The organism is Acidovorax sp. AC410 (assembly GCF_979253235.1).
The window spans coordinates 5,878,115-5,894,148 of record NZ_CEEDCG010000001.1; the positions used below are offsets into that span (position 1 = coordinate 5,878,115).

The 16,034-nt window shown below is 67.7% G+C and carries 18 protein-coding genes; 8 read left to right on the forward strand and 10 right to left on the reverse strand.

What is annotated here, in order from left to right:
* Window positions 1–15: 15 nt before the first annotated feature.
* Window positions 16–603: a hypothetical protein gene (locus AC0IZS_RS27280; protein ID WP_471638545.1), complete on the reverse strand. Its 588-nt coding sequence runs from the start codon at window positions 601–603 to the stop codon at window positions 16–18.
* Between the two features lie 100 nt (window positions 604–703).
* On the opposite strand from AC0IZS_RS27280, the gene AC0IZS_RS27285 reads away from it, so the two are divergent.
* The 4 genes from AC0IZS_RS27285 (at window position 704) to AC0IZS_RS27300 (ending at window position 4,487) form a co-directional block, all read left to right on the forward strand.
* Window positions 704–1,765 (forward strand): ABC transporter permease, encoded by a 1,062-nt coding sequence (locus AC0IZS_RS27285; RefSeq protein WP_471638546.1) that lies wholly within the window; start codon window positions 704–706, stop codon window positions 1,763–1,765.
* Entirely contained in the window at window positions 1,762–2,685 is a 924-nt protein-coding gene (locus tag AC0IZS_RS27290) for an ABC transporter permease (RefSeq protein ID WP_471638547.1), read from the forward strand. The genes AC0IZS_RS27285 and AC0IZS_RS27290 overlap by 4 nt, the downstream gene beginning before the upstream one ends.
* Window positions 2,682–3,131: a hypothetical protein gene (locus tag AC0IZS_RS27295; RefSeq protein WP_471638548.1), complete on the forward strand. Its 450-nt coding sequence runs from the start codon at window positions 2,682–2,684 to the stop codon at window positions 3,129–3,131. Before AC0IZS_RS27290 ends, AC0IZS_RS27295 begins: the two co-directional genes overlap by 4 nt.
* Window positions 3,132–3,212: 81 nt before the next feature.
* Window positions 3,213–4,487 carry an amidohydrolase family protein gene (locus AC0IZS_RS27300; protein WP_471638549.1) on the forward strand — a complete coding sequence of 425 codons (1,275 nt, stop codon included), beginning with the start codon at window positions 3,213–3,215 and terminating at the stop codon, window positions 4,485–4,487.
* A gap of 73 nt (window positions 4,488–4,560) precedes the next feature.
* On the opposite strand, the gene AC0IZS_RS27305 is transcribed toward AC0IZS_RS27300, so the two are convergent.
* Window positions 4,561–5,766, reverse strand: coding sequence for a GGDEF domain-containing protein (locus tag AC0IZS_RS27305; protein WP_471638550.1), 1,206 nt, complete (start codon window positions 5,764–5,766; stop codon window positions 4,561–4,563).
* A 212-nt stretch (window positions 5,767–5,978) separates the two neighbouring features.
* Between AC0IZS_RS27305 and AC0IZS_RS27310 the strand changes: the two genes are divergently transcribed.
* Window positions 5,979–6,728 (forward strand): AAA family ATPase, encoded by a 750-nt coding sequence (locus AC0IZS_RS27310; protein WP_471638551.1) that lies wholly within the window; start codon window positions 5,979–5,981, stop codon window positions 6,726–6,728.
* 28 nt (window positions 6,729–6,756) lie between these two features.
* A complete protein-coding gene (locus AC0IZS_RS27315; protein ID WP_471638552.1) occupies window positions 6,757–7,218 on the forward strand; it encodes a hypothetical protein in 462 nt (153 codons plus the stop codon).
* A 17-nt stretch (window positions 7,219–7,235) separates the two neighbouring features.
* Here AC0IZS_RS27315 and AC0IZS_RS27320 read toward each other — a convergent pair whose 3' ends face one another.
* From AC0IZS_RS27320 to AC0IZS_RS27345, 6 genes are all read right to left on the reverse strand, one after another.
* Window positions 7,236–7,727 (reverse strand): DUF2199 domain-containing protein, encoded by a 492-nt coding sequence (locus AC0IZS_RS27320; RefSeq protein WP_471638553.1) that lies wholly within the window; start codon window positions 7,725–7,727, stop codon window positions 7,236–7,238.
* 74 nt (window positions 7,728–7,801) lie between these two features.
* Complete coding sequence (locus tag AC0IZS_RS27325; RefSeq protein WP_471638554.1) at window positions 7,802–9,091, reverse strand: hypothetical protein; 1,290 nt, start codon at window positions 9,089–9,091, stop codon at window positions 7,802–7,804.
* 16 nt (window positions 9,092–9,107) lie between these two features.
* Window positions 9,108–9,863 carry a hypothetical protein gene (locus AC0IZS_RS27330; RefSeq protein ID WP_471638555.1) on the reverse strand — a complete coding sequence of 252 codons (756 nt, stop codon included), beginning with the start codon at window positions 9,861–9,863 and terminating at the stop codon, window positions 9,108–9,110.
* Window positions 9,864–9,865: 2 nt separating this feature from the next.
* Window positions 9,866–10,441: a hypothetical protein gene (locus AC0IZS_RS27335; protein ID WP_471638556.1), complete on the reverse strand. Its 576-nt coding sequence runs from the start codon at window positions 10,439–10,441 to the stop codon at window positions 9,866–9,868.
* Window positions 10,438–10,722, reverse strand: a complete 285-nt coding sequence (locus tag AC0IZS_RS27340) for a DnaJ domain-containing protein (RefSeq protein WP_322592253.1) — start codon at window positions 10,720–10,722, stop codon at window positions 10,438–10,440. The genes AC0IZS_RS27335 and AC0IZS_RS27340 overlap by 4 nt, the downstream gene beginning before the upstream one ends.
* A 51-nt stretch (window positions 10,723–10,773) precedes the next feature.
* The gene (locus tag AC0IZS_RS27345) at window positions 10,774–11,487 is read right to left on the reverse strand and encodes a YebC/PmpR family DNA-binding transcriptional regulator (RefSeq protein ID WP_471638557.1); all 714 of its coding nucleotides are present in this window, start codon (window positions 11,485–11,487) and stop codon (window positions 10,774–10,776) included.
* 194 nt (window positions 11,488–11,681) lie between these two features.
* Here AC0IZS_RS27345 and AC0IZS_RS27350 point away from each other — a divergent pair, with 194 nt between their 5' ends.
* Window positions 11,682–12,911: a nucleoside recognition domain-containing protein gene (locus tag AC0IZS_RS27350; protein ID WP_471638558.1), complete on the forward strand. Its 1,230-nt coding sequence runs from the start codon at window positions 11,682–11,684 to the stop codon at window positions 12,909–12,911.
* On the opposite strand, the gene AC0IZS_RS27355 is transcribed toward AC0IZS_RS27350, so the two are convergent.
* Entirely contained in the window at window positions 12,908–13,879 is a 972-nt protein-coding gene (locus AC0IZS_RS27355; RefSeq protein ID WP_471638559.1) for an AraC family transcriptional regulator, read from the reverse strand. The genes AC0IZS_RS27350 and AC0IZS_RS27355 overlap by 4 nt on opposite strands.
* Before the next feature lie 120 nt (window positions 13,880–13,999).
* On the opposite strand from AC0IZS_RS27355, the gene AC0IZS_RS27360 reads away from it, so the two are divergent.
* Window positions 14,000–14,896, forward strand: coding sequence for an NmrA family NAD(P)-binding protein (locus AC0IZS_RS27360; protein WP_471638560.1), 897 nt, complete (start codon window positions 14,000–14,002; stop codon window positions 14,894–14,896).
* A 182-nt stretch (window positions 14,897–15,078) separates the two neighbouring features.
* Here AC0IZS_RS27360 and AC0IZS_RS27365 read toward each other — a convergent pair whose 3' ends face one another.
* The gene (locus AC0IZS_RS27365; RefSeq protein WP_471638561.1) at window positions 15,079–16,011 is read right to left on the reverse strand and encodes a ZIP family metal transporter; all 933 of its coding nucleotides are present in this window, start codon (window positions 16,009–16,011) and stop codon (window positions 15,079–15,081) included.
* Window positions 16,012–16,034 lie beyond the last annotated feature (23 nt).

The following is a 16,034-nucleotide window of genomic DNA, read 5'->3' on the forward strand; positions in this document are numbered from 1 at the left end:
GCAGCGCCTTGCCCCTTACCCGCCACCCATGCCAGCCAAGGCTCTGAAGACAAGCCAGGTGAACACCAGGGCTGGCAGGTACAGCGCCGAGGCCACGCCCAGTTCCCACCAGGGCAGTGCCCTTTTCCACCACACCACGGCAAAGACCGGGGCCAATGCAGCGGCGGCGTACAGCGACCAGGGAAAGAACCAGGCGCTGGCCAGCAGCAGGCACGGCGTCCACAGCGCCAGGCGGCTGAGCCGCACCACCCGGGGCTGGCGGCTGCGCAGCGCCCAGCCGGACAATGCGGCAAAGCCGATCACCAGGCCCGACACACAAGCTGCGGAAATCCACCGCGCCCGCTCCCTGCGCCGCTCTCGATCCTCATGCGCCGCCTGGAGGTCGGCATTGAGCCGGGCCGTGTATTCGGCCTCGTTTTTCAATGGCAGGTCCAGCGCAGCGGTCGATGCAGCCGTTGCCGGCTCCACGCCAGGCCGTGGTTGCGCCGTGGCCTCGGCGCCCACCAGCGCCAGCGCACCGCACAGCAGCAGATGCCGCCTGGGCATGCCGCGCGCAAACGCAATGGCGATGCGCTCAGCCCATCCCCGCACCAGGTCTTGCATGATGTCCCTCTCCTTGTTGGCGGCCCAGCGCAACGCGAGCCCTGTCTTTGCTCCACGCATGGTAGTCCGATGCATTCCACACCCCAACACGCGATGACCCATGCGGCTTGAAAAACGCAACCACATCTCCCCGGCCGCCTACGTGGCCGCCCCGGTGGGCGCCGTGGTGTTCACCCTGCTCATCAGCGGCCTGCTGGTGCTGTGGGCCGGCGCGCCCGTGGGCCGCACCTATGGGCTGCTGGTGCAAGGCGCGTTCGGTTCGGTCTTTGCGCTGACCGAAACGCTCACGCGCGCCACGCCGCTGATCCTGACCGGGCTGGCCGCGGCCGTGGCCTTCCGCGCCCGGCTGTTCAACATCGGGGCCGAGGGGCAGCTCTATGCCGGCGCGCTGGCCGCCGTGGCCGTGGGCGGCCTGCATGGCGGCACGGGGCTGGAATGGTCGCCTTGGCTGCTGTTCCCACTCATGATGCTAGCAGCGGCCCTGGCCGGGGCCCTGCTGCTGCTGGGCCCGGCACTGATGAAGTCGCGCCTGGGGGTGGATGAGGTGGTGACCACGCTGCTGCTCAATTTCATCGCCCTGCTGCTGGTCTCGGCCCTGCTCGACGGGCCCATGAAGGACCCGCTCTCCATGGGCTGGCCGCAGAGCGTGGCGCTGCAGGGTGACATGGAACTGTCCAAGCTGGTGCCGCAGACGCGCCTGCACACGGGGCTGCTGTGGGCCATCGGGCTTGCGCTCATGCTCTGGGCCATTTTGCGGCGCACGGTGCCGGGCTTCGACATCCGCGCGGCGGGCGCCAATGCGCGCGCTGCGGCCTTTGCCGGCGTGCCCATCACCCGCACCGTCGTGCTGGTGGCCCTGCTGTCGGGCGGCCTGGCGGGGTTGGCCGGTGCCATCGAGGTGGCGGGCCGCACGGGCTACGTCACGCTCGACATGTCACCGGGCTATGGCTACAGCGGCATCGTCATCGCCATGCTGGCCGGTCTGCATCCGCTGGGCGTGATCGCGGCCGGCACCTTCGTGGCCGGCGTGCTCGTGGGCGCCGACAGCATGAGCCGCGCGGTGGGCGTGCCCACCTACATCGCCGATGTGATCGTCGCCACGTCGCTCATTGCAGTGCTCGTCGCCACCCTGCTCACACAGTACCGGGTGAAGTGGAAATGACCGAACTGCTCGACATCCTGGCCAATCCGGCCTTCTGGATCGCCACCCTGCGCGTGGCCACGCCGCTCATCCTGGGCACGCTCGGGGTGCTGCTGTGCGAGCGCGCCGGTGTGCTCAACCTGGGCATCGAGGGCATCATGGTCGCGGGCGCCTTCACGGGCTGGCTGGCGGTGTATGCCGGCTACGGCCTGTGGACGGGGGTGCTGGTGGCAGCGCTCACGGGCGCAATATTCGGGCTCTTGCATGCCTGGCTCACCGTGGGGCTGGCGCTGTCGCAGCATGTGTCGGGGCTGGGCATCACCTTGCTGGCCACGGCGCTCAGCTACTACGGCTACCGCGTGAGCTTTCCCAAAGTGAACACACCGCCCACCATCGAGCCCTTCGCGCCCATGGAATGGCTGGGCATCCCCATCCTCTCGGCGCAGACGCCGCTCACCTTGCTGGCGCTGGCATTGGTGCCACTGCTGGCCTGGGTGCTCATGCGCACGCCGCTGGGCCTGGCGGTGCGCATGGTGGGCGAGAACCCGCAGGCGGCCGAAGGCCAGGGCCTGTCGGTCGCGGCCACGCGCACCGGCGCCATCGTGGCGGGCTCGGCACTCATGGGGGTGGCGGGCTCGTTCCTCACGCTGTCGGCGTTCAACGCTTTTTTCTTCAACATGGTCAACGGGCGCGGCTGGATCTGCGTGGCGCTGGTGGTGTTTGCCTCGTGGCGGCCGGGCAAGGCGCTGCTGGGCGCCCTGCTGTTTGCTTTCTTCGATGCACTGCAACTGCGCCTGCAGCAGGCGGGCGATGCCTGGCTGCCCTACCAGGTCTACCTGATGCTGCCTTACCTGCTGTCCATCCTGGCCCTGGTGCTGGTGGCGCGTAAGGCGGCGTATCCGCAGGCGCTGATGAAGCCCTACCGCAAGGGCGAGCGGTGAGCGCGGCAAGGAGTTGGCTGGCCGCGCTGGCACTGGTCTGCAACGCGCCCGCCCATGCCCTGGGCATGGATGTGCCCTACGAACGCTTTGCCACCGCCGACGCGGTGGACTGGGTGCAGGTCTGCGGCCAGTGGCCCACGCGCAAGAACGAGGGGGTTTACCGCATCGTGCATGGCTCGCAGTACGCGCAGTCGTTTCTGTACCTGCAGTGGATGCAGCGTGACGACAACGGCACGCTGCAGGCGGTGCATACCCAGAGCATCCGCGAACTCAACAACGACCACGCCGAGATCACCCTGACCCACATTACCTGCCGCGCTACGCGCACCGGCATCCGCATCACGGCGCGCGCCAACTCGGGCCACGAAGACAAGTTGCGCAGCGTGGCCATCGACGCCGACCACCGGCCCGGGGTGTACCGCTACACGGCCCGTCCAGGGCGTTGAAGCCAGCCACCGAGCCCCTGGGTCGAATCCGCGAGAAAATAGCCCCCTGCGGTACCCGCCACGAACCACGCTTTGCCCACCATGCTCGACCTGCTCATCCACAACGCCACCCTGCCCGACGGCCGTACCCACATGTCCGTGGCCGTGCAGGACGGGCGCATCACCGAAGTGACCGAGGGCCTCACAGCCCCCGCGCACGAGACGGTGGACGCCGGCGGCCTGCTGCTCAGCCCGCCGTTCGTGGATGCGCATTTCCATATGGATTCCACGCTGAGCTATGGCCAGCCGCGCGTGAACCAGAGCGGCACCCTGCTCGAAGGCATTGCACTGTGGGGCGAGCTCAAGCCCCAGCTCACGCACGAGGCCATCGTGCAGCGCGCGCTGCAGTACTGCGACTGGGCCGTGGCCCATGGCCTGCTGGCGATCCGCTCGCATGTGGACACCAGCGACCCGAGCCTGCTGCCGGTGCGTGCGCTGCTCGACGTGAAGCAGCGCGTAGCGCCTTACCTCGACCTGCAGCTGGTGGCCTTTCCGCAGGACGGCGTGCTGCGCTCGCCGGGCGGGCTCGACAACCTGAAACGCGCGCTGGACCTGGGCGTGGACGTGGTGGGCGGCATCCCCCATTTTGAGCGCACCATGGCCCAGGGGGCCGAGAGCGTGCGAATTCTGTGCGAGCTGGCCGCCAGCCTGGGCAAGCGCGTCGACATGCACTGCGACGAGTCGGACGACCCGCTTTCGCGCCACGTGGAGACGCTGGCGCACGAAACCCACCGCCTGGGCCTGCACGGCCGCGTGGCGGGCTCGCACCTCACGTCGATGCACAGCATGGACAACTACTACGTGAGCAAGCTCATTCCGCTGATGGCCGAGGCGCAGCTGGGCGTGGTGGCCAACCCGCTGATCAACATCACCCTGCAGGGCCGCCACGACACCTACCCCAAGCGCCGCGGCATGACGCGCGTGCCCGAGCTGATGGCTGCGGGCCTCACCGTGGCCTTTGGCCACGACTGCGTGATGGACCCCTGGTACGGCGGCGGCAGCGCCGACATGCTCGAAGCCGCCCACATGGGCCTGCACGTGGCCCAGATGACCAGCCAGGCCGCCATGCGCCAGTGCTTCGAGGCCGTGACCACCAACCCGGCACAACTGCTGGGCCTGGAAGGCTATGGGCTTGCCGCCGGCTGCCATGCCGACTTCGTGCTGCTGCATGCGCGCAACCCGGTCGAGGCCATTCGCCTGCGGTCTGCCCGCCTGGCCGTGTACCGGCGCGGCCGCAAGGTCGCCAGCAGCCCCGCACCCGTGGCCAGTCTGGCCTTGCCCGGCAGGCCGGGCAGCGTGGGGTTTCTGGCGGAGTGATCAGCGCGCTGGCGATGGGTCTGCCAGGCTGAGCGTGACCACCCCGGCCTCGCGCCCCTCGGGGCCCCGATGCTCAGAGAGCGGGCACGGCATTGGCGGCCGCCACCGCCCTCTCGGGCGCCTGCACCACCTCCACCCGGTTGCGCCCGCGCTTCTTGGCCAGGTACATGGCCTCGTCGGCACGTTGCAGTGCCGCATCAGGCGCGTCACCCGGAGTACACAGGGTGACTCCGATGCTGACCGTCAGTGCAATCGGCCCCCGGGCTGTGGGCATCGGCTGTGCGGCGACCATGGCGCACAGGCGCTCGGCCACGGTGCGGGCCCCCTCGTAGCCGGCGTTGGGCAGCACGATGGCGAATTCTTCTCCCCCCAGGCGGCCCAGCACGTCTTCACGGCGCAGGCAGCGGTTGGCCAGCAGCACGAAGTGGCGCAGCACCTCGTCGCCGCATTGGTGGCCCCAGGTGTCGTTGACCTTCTTGAAGTGGTCCAGGTCGATCACCAGCACAGGAGGCCCGCCCCCAGCCGTGCGCTGGGCATGGCTCATGGCCTTGTCCAGCAGGGTCAGAAAGGCGCGGCGGTTGAACACATTGGTCAGCGGGTCCACCTCGGCCAGGTGCCGCAGTTCGCTGGTGATGAATTCATTGGCCAGCATCAGCGTGCCAAAGGCCAGCAGCAGCAGCGCCACCAGGGACTCCAGCACCACGAACTGCGAGATCTGGGCCACCACGGTCGCGTTCAGCGGCCCGTCCACTGGGCCGTCTCCCAGGGTGAACAGCACCGGCCGCAGCAGCAGAAACAGGCCATGCCCCCCGGCAGCCGCCGCGAACATGTAGCGCGCAGGCACCAGCCCGATGCCCCCGTGGGCCAGCGTGCGGGCCGTCAGCAGGAAGAACACCCCGGCCCCCAGGCCCGCAAAGACGAAACGCATGCCCAGATGCGGCCGCACCACGGTGAAATAGACCGCGAGCAGCACCAGCGTCCCGATGGCCACTGCCGCATAGCCATGCGACACCGCAGGCCGCCCCATGTAGGCACGGGCGCCCAGCAGGCAGAGGTAGGCCGCCAGCGACACCGACGCCTGCGAGAACACCACCGACACCACCTCGGGCAACTGCCCGCGCGCCAGCAAGCCCACGCCGAACACGAAGGCGAAAAAATACGACAGCATCCACAGCCTCAGGCCCGGAATATTCCTGTTGAAGTGCCACATCGCAAACAGCACGGCGGTGACCAGTGCAGACAGGATGGCAGCGAGGATGACGAGTGTGGGACTGTGCACTGAGGGTTAAAGGCTGGCGGTTGGCGGGCGCGCGCGTGGGTCGAGCAACAATCAGTGATGGAATGCCGATGGGGCTCCAATGTTACTCTTGCGCCATGACCAGTGGCTGACTGTGTTGCTGCAGGTTTTGCTGAAAACAAACACCTGTGCGGCCCGCATCCAGGGAAATGGCTGCGCACCACGCCCCGCCCTGCTGCCACGCGCCTGCAACCATGATCTCATCCCAGTACGTCAGCCGCATCACCCTGCGCCGCGACCAGGTCGAGTCGTTCGAGCAGTACCCCTTTTCACTGCCCGTCGTGCGCCACCTGGAGCAGATCGACCTGCACCCGCACGTCAGTTTCTTCGTGGGCGAGAACGGCTCGGGCAAATCGACGCTGCTCGAAGCCATCGCAGTCTCGCTGGGGTTCAACGCCGAGGGCGGGTCGAAGAACTTCAGCTTCGGCACGCGGCAATCCCACTCCGTACTGCACGGGTACCTGCGCATCGCCAAAGGCCTGCGCCGGCCGCGCGATGGCTACTTCCTGCGGGCCGAGAGCTTCTTCAACGTGGCGACCGAGATCGAGGAGATGGACAAGATACCTTGCCCGGCCCCGCCCATCATCAACTCCTATGGCGGACGCTCTCTGCACGAGCAATCGCACGGTGAATCCTTCATGGCGCTGATGATGGAACGCTTTGGCGGCCAGGACCTGTACATCCTGGACGAGCCCGAGGCCGCGCTGTCGCCGCAGCGGCAGTTGGCCACGCTGGTGCGCATGCGCGATCTGGTGGAAGAAAATTCCCAGTTCATCATCGCCACGCATTCGCCCATTCTCATGGCCTACCCTGACGCCACGATCTTCCATTGCGGCAAGGACGGAATCGAGGAGATCGCCTACCAGGACACCGAGCACTACCGGGTGACCCGCGATTTCCTCATGGACCCGCAGCGCATGCTGGACCAATTGTTCGCGCAGTAGCAACCCAGCCCATTGGGAGAACCCCACCATGGCCATCGACCACAGCATCCCGCCTGCAATGCAGCGCCTCACTCCCTTCGTGGGCACCTGGCACACCACCGGCACCGTGATCGCGACCTCGGCCGCCTACACGGCCACCGACATCTACGAGTGGCTGCCGGGCGGGCACTTCCTGGTGCACCGCTGGGATGCGGCCATGCCCGACGGCCGCTCGCAGGGCATCGAGATCATCGGCCCCGATGCGCCGGACGGCGCGGCGAGCGGCCACTACACCATGCATTCCTTTGACAGCACAGGCAAGGCCGAGACCATGCGTGCCGTGGTGAATGGCAACAGCGTGGCCTACGACGGCGATGGCGTGCGCTTTCGCGGCGCTTTCAACGGCGATGGCAGCGAGATGTCGGGCACCTGGTCGCTGCAGGCCGAGGGCCGTGCGGGTTGGGAACCTTGGATGAGCGTCACCCTGCAGCAGCGCAAGCAAGGCCGCTGATACCAGTCCGTGGTGTCTCAGGAACCGCCCAAGCCCGCAGCCTCGTGCCAAAACGCCTCGGTAGCCCCCTCCAGCACACGCGCCGCCAGGGCCGTGCCGGGCTGCACCCAGGTGATGTACGGCGTGGGGTCGCCGCAGACCACCTCGAAACGAACCGAGGTTCCCAGCGATTTGTCCACCCCGGGCACCGGATTCGCCAGCCGACCTTCGATCCATGACTCCATGGGAGGCAGTGTCTCCTCCTCACTGCGGTAGCGCTGGTAAGCCTCGTACTCTGCGCGAGCAACCTCCACCCAGCCGATGAATCCCAACGGGGTCTCCGATGAGTCCTTGAACGGAAGCTCCAGCTCGCAGCTGATGAAGTGCCGCTTGTTGCCTACACGGCAGGTGTACTCGCTGTCCGTTACCAGCTTCACCGCAGCCGGGAACCCCAGCTTGGGCACGCGCCACATGAAGTAGCGGGATATCTCGGCGTGCACTTTTCCGCAGCTGCTGCAAACAGACGACATCAGAACCCCCAGGTGAGATGGTCAGCAATGTAAACCCAGGCAACGGCCAGCGCCAAGGCCAGCCTCCTGGACTCTCACGCGGCCACGTTGCACTCCCGGCGCAGCAGCGCCAGGGCATCGTGCATCTGGTAGTCCATGTCGCTGGCCAGCGTGGCCTGCGATTCCTGCACGAAGCTGTTCCACAGGTCCACATAGTCGGCCTGGCGCACGCCGGGGGCATTCGCGCGGATGAAATCCGCGGCCAGCGCGGGCTGCCAGCCGCTCTTGCGCAGCTTGCGCACCAGGCTGGCGGCGGTTTTTTCGGTCAGCACGGTCTTTTTGGGCGTGCCGGTGGCCAGACACAGGAACAGGGTGAGCAGGCTGGGCTCGTCCTCGTTGCCCTGCACCGTCTTCGTCCAGGTCTTGCTGGCGGGCTGGGGCGCGTCGCCCTCCTCGTCCAGGACGGCCAGGTTGCGGTGGTACTCGTCCACCTCGGCCAGCGGGTCGTCGAGCAGAAAGTAGCGCGCACGGAAACCGCTGGTGGGCCGCAGCAGGTTGCGCAGCGGCGTGGCGGTATCGAGCAGCTTGGGCAGGTCGGCCAGCACGGCAGCGCGCTGGGCCTGCACCACGTCCCGCAGGTCCGCAGGCAGGCCGGGTGGCAGCGACAGCCGGACCTGGTCGGCCGTGGTCTTCTTCTTGCGGTGGGCCGTGGCGATCTTCTCGAACACCACGGCGTTCGGCCAGTCGCCCACCTTGGGGGCCAGGGCCTGCAGCAGCAGGCCGGTGCGGACCACGGCCTCGGCGTCGGCGCCTGATTCCTCGAGCGCATCGTCGTCCAGGTCGTACTGCTCGGCCATCCACCGGGCGGCGCTGATGGCCGCCGCGATCTGGCTGCGCCGCGCCAGCTCGGCGCGGTAGTCGGCATGGCTGCGCAGGGACCACACGGCCAGCAGCGGCGTTTCGGCATCGGCATAGCCGCCCATGCCGAAGTTGCTGCTCTCGGGCATGGCGATCAGGCGCTTGAGCATGTCCGAGCCGCCCTTGGAGCGCGACAGGAAGGAGTTGTCGCGCAGCGATACCGCCGCCTTCTGCAGGTCGCCATCCGTGGTGTCCAGGAGGAACAGGCTGATCATGTTGACCATGCGGTCACGGGCCTTTTCCAGCTCCGGGCGCAGGAACTCGCTGCCGAAGTAGCGTGCGATCTGCACCATGCCCTTGGGGGCGTCGGTGTTCATCGCCGCCAACTTCGCCGCGTCGATGATGCCGTGCGCCACGCCGTGGGCCAGGGCCTTTTCGAAAAATGGCCGGGCATCGTGCAACTGCAGTGCATTGGCGGCTGCAGGCGTGGGCTGGTCGGCCGGCGAAGTCGTCTCGGGCGAAGGCATGGGTTGTCCGCCCGCCTTAAATCGCGGACTCTTCGTCGGAAGCGCGCGCAGCGGGCGTGGCCTTGCCGCGGTCGGTCTCGCTGGTCTCGAACTTGCCGTCGTCCTCTTCGGCCGGCTCGTCGCCCTCCTCCAGGCCCAGATCGAAGGCGCGGGCCTTGGCGCGCAGCACCAGCAGGGTTTCGATGAACAGGTCGCGGCACTCATAGCGCAGCAGCCAGGCCATCTGCATCCAGTCGCGGTCGGCCACTTCGTCCTGGTCGATGCGCGGCTGCACATAGCCCGAGGCCAGCAGCTCGTCGTCGGTCAGCGTGGGGCCATAGTCTTCCACCGCGTCGAAGGTGCCCGTGCGGGCAAAGGCCTCGATGCGGCTCCACTTTTCGGCAAAGTAGTTGGCCAGGGCTTCGCTGCCGCCCTCCAGATCGCCAATGGCGGTGAGGAAGGCCACCGGGTCGGCATCGTCGCGGAACACCACGGCGTTGACCATGTTGCGCAGGTGCGTGTGGGTGAGGTCCTTGTACTGCTTTTCGAGCACCATGGCGCGCGCAAACTGCTCGGGCGTGACCAGCAGGTTGACCACCGAGGCCTTGGAGTCGTCGTACTCGCGCATCACGGCCAGGATGTCCTTGGGCGCGAGCTGGTCCAGCACCACCATCAGGGCGTTGTCGCCATCGGTATCGGCCAGTTCGGCCAGCGCCGATTCGGCGCCCACGATGTCGCCTGCGGCGATGAGGCTGGTGGTCTTGGTGATCAGGGCCAGATGGTTGTTGCTCATGGTCAGTCCTTGCGGTCAAAGCCTACGTCGGACAGCCAGTTGTCGCTGGCCTCGTCACGGGAGCGGGCGTTGTGCGGGTCGGCGGCGTCGTCGGCGCTCAGGTTGTCGTAATCGTCGTCGTGCTCGGCGGCATCTTCATCGTCGCCCTCTTCGTCGGCGTCGGCATGCTGGGCCGCAGGCGCCAGGCGCGAATGCAGCTGCAGGTATTCGAGGCCCGCGGCCACGGCCATGAAGCGCTCGCCACCAGGTTCGGCCAGTACCGTCTTCGCCAGGCCCGCAGCCCAGGGTTCGAGCAGCACGGCGCCGTCGGCCAGGGTGTTCCAGGCCGGCAGGTTGTCAGCGCCCCTGCTGATCAGGTTTTCCAGCGCCGCAGGGCGCGCGAAGCGAAAGCCCTGGTGGAAGACCACGGCCACCATCTCGGGGGCCAGCTCCATCATCTGCACGAGAAAGGCGATTTCGCTGCGCTTTTGCGTGAGCCGCTTGCGCAGCACGTCCTTGCCTTCGGAATCCTGGGTCAGGTCATCAAGCTCGGCCTGGTAGGCCGAACGCAGGTCATAAAAATAGGGAGAGAGTTTCACGAAGGAAGAATGCCTTGGGTATAGGTGTGCCAGATTTCCTGGGCGGTCTGCAGCGGGTCGTCCAGCAGGTTGCGGCGGCGGTTGTCGTCGTAGGCCTGGCGGGCCTCGTCGTCGGACAGCACGTCGTAGGCCTTCTGCACAGCCTGGAAGCGCTGCGCAGCATCGGGCGCCGGGTTGCGGTCCGGGTGGTAGAAGGCCGCCTTCTGGCGGTAGGCCTTCTTGATGTCGGCGAGCGAGGCGTTGGCCGCCAGCCCCAGGGCAGCGTAGTGGTCTGCGGTCATGGATTTGAAGGGTTGCGGCGGCCAGGCGCTGGCACCGCAGCCAACAGCCTTTTAACCACCCAGGCTCACGTAAACGTTCTGCACGTCGTCGTTGGAGTCGATGGCCGCCAAAAAGGTTTCCACTTCTTCGAGCTGTTCCGCCGTCAGGTTGGCAGGGTTCACCGGGTTCTTGGGCTTGTAGCCGAGCTTGGCCGACAGCACCGTGAAACCCTGGGCGGGCAGCGCACGGCTCACCAGGTCCAGGTCGGTCGGGTCGGTCCAGAAGGTGGTGGTGCCTTCTTCGTCGCCGGCTTCAAAGTCCTGCGCACCGGCCTCGATGGCGGCGAGTTCGGGGTCGGCATCGCCATTGGCGGGCTCGGCTTCGATCATGCCCACGTGGTTGAAATCCCAGGCCACCGAGCCGGAGGTACCCAGTTGGCCCTTGCGGAACAGCACGCGCATCTCGGGTGCGGTGCGGTTGACGTTGTCGGTCAGGCACTCAACCATCACCGCCACCTGGTGCGGGGCAAAGCCCTCATAGATCACGTGTTCGTAGTTGACCGCGTCGGCCCCCGTGCCCGAGCCCTTCTTGATGGCGCGCTCCAGCGTTTCCTTGGGCATGGAGACCTTGCGGGCCTGCTCGACCACGAGGCGCAGGCGTGCATTGCCGGCCGGGTCGGCACCGCCGCGTGCAGCGACCATGATTTCCTTGACCAGCTTGCCAAACAGCTTGCCCTTGGCATCAGCGACCTGTGCCTTGCCTTTTGCTTTCCACTGCGCGCCCATGTTGGACCTCTTCCTCGGTGTGTATTGGGATTGGGGCGCCCGGGGGCACCCTGTCGGGCTGCAAGACCTGGCGCAATGCGTTGTAAAAACGCCGCACTACCAGCTCCAGCCGAACCCTATAGAGTACCACTACCGTGCCGATCCGGAGCCGCGCCGGGGTAACCTTGGCCCCAGGTGCATTTTTTGGAGACCAGATGCTCAACACCCTGTGGCTGGGTTTTTTCGTCGCTGGCGCCGTAGCAGCCCTGGCCCAGTGGTTGGTGGCTGGCAATGCGCAGATCTTCGGCGCCATGGTCGAGGCGCTGTTTGCCATGGCCAAACTGTCGGTCGAGGTGATGGTGCTGCTGTTCGGCACGCTCACACTGTGGCTGGGCTTTTTGCGCATTGCCGAAAAGGCCGGCATCGTCGACGCCCTCGCCCGCTGGCTGGCGCCGCTGTTCGCCAAGCTCATGCCCGAGGTGCCGCGCGGCCACCCGTCGCTGGGCTTGATCACGCTGAACTTTGCCGCCAACGCCCTGGGGCTGGACAACGCGGCCACGCCCATGGGCCTCAAAGCCATGCGCTCGCTGCAAGAGCTCAACCCCCGGCCCGACACCGCCACCAACGCGCAGATCCTGTTCCTGGTGCTCAACGCCTCGTCGCTCACCTTGTTGCCGGTCACCATCTTCATGTACCGCATGCAGCAGGGCGCGCCAGACCCGACGCTGGTCTTTCTGCCCATCCTGCTGGCCACCTCCGCCTCCACCCTGGTCGGGCTCGTGACCGTGGCGCTGGTACAGCGGCTGCCGCTGTGGCACCCCGTGGTACTGGCCTACCTGCTGCCCGTGGCGCTGCTGCTGGGCGGCTTCATGGCCTTGCTGACCACGCTGAGCGCGGCGGCGCTGGCCAGCCTGTCGTCGCTGCTGGGCAACCTCACGCTGTTCTCGCTGGTGGTGATGTTCGTGGTGCTGGGCGCCTGGCGCAAGGTGGCCGTGTACGAGGCCTTCATCGAGGGCGCGCGCGAGGGCTTCGACGTGGCCAAGGGCCTGCTGCCCTACCTGGTGGCCATGCTCTGCGCGGTGGGCGTGTTCCGCGCCTCGGGCGCGCTAGGCTATGTGCTCGACGCCATCCGCTGGTGCGTGGAGGCCATCGGTGCCGACACGCGCTTCGTGGACGCCCTGCCAACCGCCCTGGTCAAGCCCTTCTCGGGCAGCGCCGCGCGCGCCATGCTGATCGAGACCATGCAGACCCAGGGCGTGGACAGCTTTGCCGCCCGCGCTGCCGCCATCATCCAGGGCAGCACCGAGACCACCTTCTATGTGCTGGCGGTGTACTTCGGCGCGGTGGGCATCCAGCGTGCGCGGCATGCGGTGGGGTGTGCGCTGCTGGCGGAGCTGGCTGGCGTGATCGCTGCGATTGCGGTCTGCTACTGGTTTTTTGGCTAAGCCAGGGCTGCCACGGCCTCCACCCGCCTTTCACTCCCCGGCGACCGCCCCGACCAGCGCTTGTACGCACGGCTGAATGCCGCCTCCGACTGGTAGCCCAGGCTGTCAGCCAGCTCGGCCAGGCGCACCTGGCCCTCCTGCAGGCGCGACTGGGCCAGCGCCATGCGCCACAGGGTCAGGTACTGCATGACCGGCATGCCCACCGATGCCGCGAAGCGCGCGGCGAAGGCCGAGCGCGACATGGCCACGGCGCTGGCCAGCGAGGCCAGCGTCCAGGGCGTGCCGGGCTGTTCGTGCATGAGCACCAGGGCCGGGCCGAGCTGGGCGTCCTGCAGGGCGCCCAGCCAGCCGGTGCGCGCGCCCGGGTCGTTCTGCAGCCAGGTGCGGATGGCCTGCAGCACCAGCACATCGGCCAGGCGCGTGGCCACGGCTTCGCCGCCGGGTTTGAGGTGCTGCACCTCCTCCTGCAACAGCGCCAGGATGGGCGAAAGCCAGTTCGATGGCCCGAGCGCCTGCCCGCTCAGCACGATCTGGCGCGGCAGCGCATGCACCAGGCGGCGCGCCAGCACGTCGTCAAAGCGCACGGCACCACAGACCAGGGAAACCGGGGCAGAGCCCTCGCCATGGCGCATGATTTCGAAGCGGCCACCGAGCTGCACGCGCGGCAGGTCGAAGAAGGCATCGGCCCGTGAGGTGGCGGTGGACAGCAGGTCGTGCCCCTCGCCGCGCGGCACCAGCGCGAAATCGCCCGCCCGCAGCAGCACGGGCTCGACCCCTGGCACACGCAGCCAGCATTCGCCGGCCGTGATGGCATGGAACATCAGGCAGCCCGGAATCGGCGGCAGCGCGATGCCCAGCGGCGGGTGCAGGTAGGAGTAGCAGTAGATCACGCCCGTCATGCGCAACAGGTGCAGGGCCCGGCCCAGCGGGTCGGTGGCGGCAGAGGCGGCTTCAACCTGGATGTCCATGGCACATCCTAAGCCGGTCTGGACGAATAATCAATAAACACCGACCTTTCATCATTGGCATGCCTGCCCCTGGGCGAGACACTGGACGCCTGTTTGTCCCACAACCCCTTGGAGTTCCACATGTCAGACATCGCAGTAATGGGTGCCACCGGCCACACGGGCAGCGTGATTGCCCGCAATCTCCTTGCGCTGGGCCACCGCGTGCACGCCATGGGCCGCTCGGCCGAGCGGCTCGACGCCTTGCGCCAGCAGGGTGCGCAAGTGATCGTGGGCGACTGTGCCGACCCGGCCTACCTCACCCGCGCCTTCGAAGGCGCCGACGCCGTCTATGCCATGATGCCTTTCGACCCCACGGCCCCTGGCTTCATGGAACTGCAGCGCACCCAGGGCCAGGCCATCGTGGCGGCGCTGCAGGCCGCGCGCGTACCGCATGTGGTGGCCCTGAGCAGCCTGGGGGCCGAGCAACCCGCTGGCACCGGCGTGCTGACCAGCCTGCACGAGCAGGAGCAGCGCCTGCGCACGCTGCAGCACAGCCATGTGCTGGCGCTGCGCCCGGCGATGTTCTTCGAGGGCCTTTTCAACCTGCTGCCCGGGGTGAAGTACGGTGGCAGCCTGGCGGACGCCTTCGCGCCCGGCCTGGCCATCCCCATGATCGCCACGCGCGACATTGCCGATGCGGCCACCGGGGCGCTGGACCAGCGTGGCTGGACGGGCCACAGCGTGCGCGAGCTGCTGGGCCCCGGGGACCTGAGCCACGAGCAGCTCGCAGCCTTCGTGGGCGGGGTGATCGGCCAGCCCGCGCTGGCCTACCAGCAACTGCCCTATGACGACGCCGCCCAGGGCATGGCCCAGGCCGGCATCGCGCCCGACCTGGCCCAGTTGCTTGCGGAGATGGCACGCGGCATCAACGAAGGGCGCGTGCGCTCGGTGGAAGGTCGCAATGCGCGCAATACCACCGCCACCCCACTCCAGTCGCTGGCCCCGGCACTCAAGGAAGCGTACGAGGCCCTGCCCTAGAAAGAAAGAGAAGGCTGTCAGCCATATACCGCCTTCCCCCCCAATGCGACGATGCGCTGGCGCCGCGTATGCAACTGGCGCTACCCGAGCCAGTGCCCCCGTGCAAGGGCCGCCCCGCCGCACCGGGGGCGTCCCCCTCCCGCATTGCGCAGCAATGCGAGGAGAGGGGGTGCTTCATTTCATCAGCCCAGGGCGGTATCCAGCACCATCATGATCACAAAGCCCAGCATCAGCCCACCGGTCGCCCAGGCCTCGTGGCCCTTGCGGTGCGATTCAGGGATGATCTCGTGGCTGATCACGAACAGCATGGCGCCGGCGGCAAAGCCCAGGCCCCAGGGCAGCAGGCTTGCCGAGTAGCTGACCACGGCAGCACCGATCACCGCGCCGATGGGCTCCACCATGCCCGAGGCCATGCCCAGCCCCACGGCCAGCCAGCGCTTGTAGCCGGCGGCCAGCAGCGCCACAGCCACCACCAGGCCCTCGGGCACGTCCTGGATGGCGATGCCCGTGGCCAGGGCGCCGGCCCGCATGGTGTCGCCGCTCGCATAGCCCACGCCGATGGCCAGGCCCTCGGGCAGGTTGTGCAGGGCAATGGCGAACACGAACAGCCAGGTGCGCCGCAAGGTGCGCGAGGTCTGGCCCTCCACGCCCTTGATGAAGTGCTCGTGCGGCAGCAGGCGCTCCATCAGCAGCAGCACCAGCGCACCCAGCAAAATGGCGGCGCCCATGGTGCCGCCCGCCTCCCAGGCCCCTGCCCCGGCCGCGCGCGAGGCATTGATGCCCGGGATGATCAACGAGAACGAGCAGGCCGCGAGCATCACGCCCGCACCAAAGCCGAACAGCGTGTCCTGCGTGCGCTCGGAGATGCGCTGCGACAGCATCACCGGCAGCGTGCCCAGGGCCGTGGCCAGGGCGGCCACCATGCCTCCCTTCCAGGCATCGAGCACCACGGGCTGGCCAGCGATCCACTGCCAGATCTGCCAGGTGCCGACCACGCCACCCGTGACCACGATGGCCAGCCCGATCCACTGGCGCCAGTGCAAAGGCTGGCGGGGCGTCTCGGTCAGGCGGTTGGGCAAGGCGGCGTTGTCGGGTGACGGCGAGGGAACGGGCATGGTGTCGGCTCCGGAAGGCATCT